Below are 6550 nucleotides of genomic sequence, written 5' to 3' on the forward strand. Positions count from 1 at the left end.
ATTATGTTAGTTGCATTCATTGTATATATTTATCCATTATATCTATCCATATTAATTATATCATCATCAATTTATAAAGTCAAATAAAAATAAAAAAAGAATGGGGTGGGTCTTTTGAGTGATGCAAACAGCCGTTCAAACGAACAACAACGGGTGGATTATGTAACCCGGGAAATCGAAATGAAGGAAGAGAAACTATATTCCAAATCATCCGGAGTCAAAGAAAGTGTTATGGATCTGCGAAGAAATTTTTGGGAAGATGTGACGGTTAATTTGGATGAACCGGACGATGTGATTGAGACACAGGCCAGTATTAAACAACAGTCGGAATTATTGTCTGAAAGGGAACGAACTCATGGAAAAATAAGCGGAGAATTGAAGACGCTTAGCAGATTGAAAGACTCACCTTATTTCGGACGAATTGATTTCACGGAATCCCCGGGTAATATAAAGGAACAGATTTATATTGGCATTGCTTCACTGATGGATCATGATGAAGAAGATTTTCTCGTTTATGATTGGCGGGCCCCCATTTCTAGTCTGTACTATGATTATCCCCCTGGTGATGCAGCATATGAAACAATCGATGGCACTATATCTGGTGAAATTTCGCTGAAGCGGCAATTTATTATTAGACGGGGATTGATTCAGGGTATGTTTGATACGGGTGTAACAATTGGTGATCAGCTTCTGCAGCAGACACTTGGCAATAATGCCAGCACCACGATGAAAAGTATCGTAGCGACCATTCAGCAGGAACAAAATAAAATTATCCGGAATGAGCGTAGTAAACTATTGATTGTACAAGGGGCGGCAGGAAGCGGAAAAACATCTGCAGCCTTACAGCGTATCGCATATTTGATGTACCGGTATCGCGGGGAACTTAACCCTGATAATGTCGTTCTGTTTTCGCCTAACCCGCTGTTCAGCAGCTATGTTTCCAATGTACTGCCGGAGTTGGGTGAGGAAAACGTCAGGCAATTGACTTTTCAGGATTATTTACAAAATCGGATTGAAAAGAATATGACAATCGAATCCCCTTTCGAACAGATGGAGTACGTGCTAACGCAAGCAGATGCTGATGGAAATGCTGTTCGTATGAAAAATATCAACTATAAATCGAGTGCGGATTTTAAACACTTAATCGATCAATTTGTTGTGCACTTGGAAAGTAAAGGGATACAGTTTAAAAACATTACGCTTCAAAAACAAATCATTATTTCGAGCGATGAGATACGAGACTATTTCTATGCGTTGGACAGCACAATTGCAATTCCCAACAAGATGGAACTCGTCTTAAAATGGCTGTTAAAGGAATTGCGGAAACGTCAGAAATCGGAAAAAGATAAGGATTGGATCCTGGAGCGGGCTGAGCTGCTGGATAAAGAGGATTATTTAAAGGCGTACCAGGAAAATCAGGAAATAGATGTTGATGATCCCGCCCTGGAGGAAGAGATGTTGCGTTCTGAAGTTGCAAAGCGGATATTTGCTCCAATAAAAAAACGTATAAAACGTATGGAGTTTGTTAATGTCCCGGCAACGTATCGCCAATTATTTGTTGAGTGGACACCCGATATTGCAACGCAGGATTGGAATGAAATATGTGACCAAACAGCGGAAAATTTACTGAATAGGTTTTTACCATGGGAAGATGCAACACCATATCTTTATTTCAGGAACAGTATCCTGGGTGCAGATTCCAGCCGATCAGTACGATATTTGTTTATTGACGAAGCACAGGATTTTTCCGAGTTTCAGTTTGCATATTTACATGATGTATTCCCGTATACAAGAATGACATTATTAGGAGATGTCAACCAGGCGATTTTTGCCAACACCGCAGATGGTAATCCACTGATTCCGGGAAAAGTGGAAGAGCATCACGAACGGATTACCCTGACAAAAAGCTACCGGTCCACCCGGCAGATTGTGGAATTTACCAGCTGTTTCGCACCTGGTAAAGAAAAAATTGAGCCGTTTAATCGGGAAGGATTTTTGCCACAATTGATCCGGTTGAATAAGAAGACGGAATTGGATCAGACTTTAATGGAAAACCTTAGAAAATTGCAGGATTCGGGCAATGAGACGATTGCTATCATATGTAAAACCATGGAGGAAAGCCATGGTGTGTATACTTTATTAAACGATAAGATCCCTGTAAAACAAATAACCGAGGAAACATACGCATTTGAAAAGGGAATTCTCATCCTGCCTGTTTATTTAGCCAAAGGAATCGAATTTGATGCAGTGATCATTCCTGATGCATCGATCCAGTCGTACTCCAGGGAGGAAGACCGAACACTGTTATACACTGCTTGCACGAGGGCAATGCATCATTTAATTATGATCAGCAGGGCAGAGCCAAGCGAATTTATTCTGAACACCCCTCGTGATAAATATGAAGAAAAAATAATGTAAGATTGCTTATCAGCAAAATTCATTCGAAACCATTGCAATCACTCCCGAAAACGAATAATATATTAATTGTTGATTATATTATTCGGAAGTAAGGTGAGTGACGTGGATAAACTATTCAAGTTTAAAGAAAACAATACAGATATCCGAACAGAGTTTGTTGCAGGGATAACAACTTTTCTTACAATGGTATATATCATTGTCGTGAATCCGGCTATCCTGTCTGCAGCAGGAATTCCTTTTGATCAGGTATTCATGGCGACTGTTATTTCTGCTGTGGTGGGAACCGTGTTTATGGCACTGGGGGCAAATTATCCGATTGCAATTGCACCCGGCATGGGAATGAATGCGTACTTTGCCAGTGTTGCTGCGAGCCAGGATGTTTCCTACCAGATTGTGCTGGGAACCGTTTTTCTTGCCGGTGTTATTTTTGTCATTTTAAGTTTTACAAAATTGCGTGAGACGCTAATTGAAGCAATTCCCCCTTCGCTTAAGTTCGGTATCACATCAGGAATTGGGTTGTTTATTGCATTTCTTGGCTTGAAAATGTCCGGAATTGTCGTTCCTAGCGAAGTCAACATGGTTGCGTTTGGTGATCTGCATCAGCCGCTGACATTATTAACTTTGACGGGATTGTTTTTAACGTTAATCCTGATGGCCTGGAATGTAAAAGGCGCACTTTTCATTGGAATGCTTGTTACGGGAATAATCGGTTTTTTTACCGGCCAACTGGACTTTAACGGGGTAACATCAATGCCGCCAGCTCCGGTGTTTTTTGACCTTGATATTGGCGGTGTGTTTGCAAATGGTCTTTATACGGTCATCTTTGCCTTTTTGCTTGTTACGATTTTCGACACAACTGGAACAATGATCGGCGTTGCAGAGCAGGCTGGATTTATGAAAGATGGAAAACTGCCACGGGCAAAGTCGGCACTTTTGGCGGATGCTACGGCCACTACAGTTGGCTCCATGTTTGGTACAAGTCCTTCCTCTGCATTTGTTGAGTCTACTTCTGGGGTTGCAGCAGGAGGAAGAACTGGCCTGACGTCGATTGTCGTTGCTGTATTGTTCGCGATTTCTATATTCTTTACCCCGATTATCAGTGCAATTGCTGATCTTTCGGCAATTACAGCGCCAGTACTTATTATTGTCGGATGTTTTATGATGGAAGGTCTCGCGCGGATTAACTGGACAACGTTTGATGAGGCTTTCCCTGCATTTGCCATTATTTTGATGATGCCATTAACATCCAGCATTGCAACAGGAATATCTGTCGGTTTTATCACATACCCGCTATTAAAATTGGTAAGCGGGAAGGGCAGGGAAGTCCACTGGATTCTCTACTTTTTTGGAATTATTTTCCTGCTGCAAATGATCTTTTTCCCGGCACATTAGGAAAAAAAGAGGCTTCAGCTGTTAACGCGGCTGAAGCCTCTTTTTTGGTTAATATGCTAGGTACTGAGGGAATACTGAGTAAGCATCCAATAAAATTAACTTGCAAGACGTCTGACAACCTGCTAAAATCGCTTATGGAATGAAAGCAGTTTCAATCACAACTAAGAAAAAGGGAGGAACATCCGTGGATATACTTCTTGGGTTATTGGCAATCATCATCGTTCTTGGAATTGCATATCTTATGTCCAATGACCGAAAAAATATTAATTATCGCGGTATTGGGGTCATGCTGGTTGCACAAATATTAACGACCTGGTTTATGTTTGCGACCGAGATTGGCCAAGCCATTATTAACGGCATTTCAGCCGGATTCAACAAACTGATTGAATTTGGTTCTGAGGGTGTGAATTTTATACTGGGTGGTGTAGCGAGGACTGAAGGTGGAAGCATCTTTTTCTTTGATGTTTTGCTTTTAATTATCTTTTTTTCTACCTTATTGTCGGTACTCACGTATTTAAAAATTTTGCCGCCCATCATCAAATACTTTGGCGGGTTTTTATCAAAAATAACCGGGCTGCCGCGGATCGAGTCATTTAATGCGGTTAACAGTATCTTTTTCGGACAGTCGGAAGCACTGCTTGCCATTAAATCCCAGTTTCATCATTTAAATAAAAATAGATTGTACATTGTCAGTGCATCTGCAATGGGATCCGTATCAGCATCCATTGTTGGAGCATACATTCAGATTCTGCCGCCCGAATATGTGCTTGTGGCATTGCCGCTGAACATGTTCAGTGCACTGATGATTTCATCAGTAATTGCACCGGTCAGCGTACCTAAAGAAGAAGACCATGTAGACATTAAAGATGTTTCAACAGATAAAAGTCTTTTTGAAGCGATGGGTAATGGCGCGCTTGACGGTGGAAAAATCGCTTTAATCGTTGCAGCGATGCTTGTTGCATTTATTGCTTCGTTAAATCTGGTTAATTGGCTTATTCAATTTGTCTTCGCCGGGGTTACACTTCAGCAAATACTTGGTTATATTCTTGCGCCGATTGGTATTTTGATGGGAATTGATCCTGGTGAAGTAATAAAAGCTGGTGGAGTAATGGGTACAAAAATTGTCACGAATGAATTTGTGGCAATGCTGGAATTTGAGAAGATGCTGGGCAGTATGTCAGAGAAGACCATCGGGATTGTAACGGTATTCCTGACCAGCTTTGCGAACTTCTCATCGATTGGAATCATTGCGGGATCAGTACAAGCTATTGACAGCAAGAAGGCAGTGGAAGTTTCCGGGTTTGGTATGAAACTACTGATTGGTGCTACGCTTGCATCAATCCTGTCAGCTACTGTTGCCGGGCTGTTTCTGTAATAAATATCTTGAAAAAACCGTCTAATCCAGGCGGTTTTTTATTTCCAATCGGCAATTTCATCGTTGTGGTTCGTGGATTGTTTTGAGATAATTTATTCATATGGGATTTTTCATAACGTCAGAAAGTATTACTTAAGGTTGACCTTATAAGAAAAACTTCGGCCCCCGCTATAAGAAGGGCGAATGCCGAGTTTTTCTAAGCAGCTAAGAAAGTATAAAATCCTTTCTTACTGCATAAGTGCAACTAAGGCTGTCACCTAAAGGCTTGATGACAACCAGGTTTTCTAATGTTTACAGGCAGAAGGGAGATAAAGGAATGGGCACGAAGCGAATCATGTTTACCGGCGGAGGGACGGCCGGTCATGTAATTGTTAACCTTGCTCTTATTCCCATCTTTCAAAAAGAAGGCTGGGAAATTGATTATATTGGTTCCAAAAGCGGTATTGAGCGGAAACTGATTGGACAGCTTGATGGGGTTACATATTATCCAATCGCAACAGGTAAATTGCGCAGGTACATGTCAAAGGAAAATTTTAAGGATCCTTTTAAAGTTTTAAAAGGCACGGTGCAGGCGTGGCGTATCATTGGTAAACGGAAACCATCCGTTATTTTTTCCAAGGGCGGATTTGTCTCGGTGCCGGTAATTATGGCAGCAAAAATGCGCGGAGTCCCGGCAGTTATTCATGAATCTGATTTTACTCCGGGGCTGGCAAATAAGCTGGCGATTCCGTTCGCCAAAAAAGTCCTTGCGACGTTTCCGGAAACGATGAATTATCTTCCTAAAGCTAAGGCAGAGTATGTTGGAGCGGTCATCCGTGATGAACTTTTTACGGGCGATAAAGAAGCGGGACTGAAAAAATGCGGATTTAACCGGGAAAAGCCGGTACTGTTGATAATGGGCGGCAGCGGCGGTTCCGAAAAAATTAATCAAACGGTCAGAAACGGACTTGATGCGTTGCTTCCGGAATTTCAAATTGTCCATATTTGCGGTTACGGAAAAACGGATTCTGCAGTTGATCGGGATGGTTACACCCAATACGAATACGTGAATGAGGAATTGAAAGATCTGTTTGCTGCGTGTGACTTTGTCTTGTCCAGAGCGGGTTCCAATGCTATCTTTGAGTTTTTGGCATTGCGAAAACCGATGCTGCTGGTTCCATTGACCAAACAAGCCAGCAGGGGAGACCAGATTATTAACGCCAACTCGTTTTTGGATCAGGGGTATGCCAGCGTGTTGGAAGAGGAGAAGATGACCGAGGAATCCCTTGTTCATGAATTGCTCCAGCTGAAGAAAAAATCGCCGGTTATTGTGGATAATATGAGGAAGTATCAAAGTGACAAATCACGCGATCGGGTTATCGAGAT

General features: G+C 41.7%; 4 protein-coding genes. All 4 read left to right on the forward strand.

Annotation, left to right across the window (positions count from 1 at the left end):
* The first annotated feature begins 114 nt into the window (after nucleotides 1-114).
* Nucleotides 115-2418, forward strand: a complete 2304-nt coding sequence (helD, locus tag ABD010_RS05005; RefSeq protein WP_343810811.1) for an RNA polymerase recycling motor HelD — start codon at nucleotides 115-117, stop codon at nucleotides 2416-2418.
* A 102-nt stretch (nucleotides 2419-2520) separates the two neighbouring features.
* Entirely contained in the window at nucleotides 2521-3810 is a 1290-nt protein-coding gene (locus ABD010_RS05010; protein WP_343810813.1) for an NCS2 family permease, read from the forward strand.
* A 184-nt stretch (nucleotides 3811-3994) separates the two neighbouring features.
* Nucleotides 3995-5185 carry a NupC/NupG family nucleoside CNT transporter gene (locus ABD010_RS05015; protein ID WP_343810815.1) on the forward strand — a complete coding sequence of 397 codons (1191 nt, stop codon included), beginning with the start codon at nucleotides 3995-3997 and terminating at the stop codon, nucleotides 5183-5185.
* A gap of 316 nt (nucleotides 5186-5501) precedes the next feature.
* A partial coding sequence (locus ABD010_RS05020; protein ID WP_343810817.1) for an undecaprenyldiphospho-muramoylpentapeptide beta-N-acetylglucosaminyltransferase occupies nucleotides 5502-6550 on the forward strand: 1049 nt, incomplete at its 3' end.

Origin of the sequence: Virgibacillus siamensis (assembly GCF_039522605.1) — a bacterium.
In the GTDB taxonomy this organism is placed as follows: Bacteria; Bacillota; Bacilli; order Bacillales; family Amphibacillaceae; genus Lentibacillus; species Lentibacillus siamensis.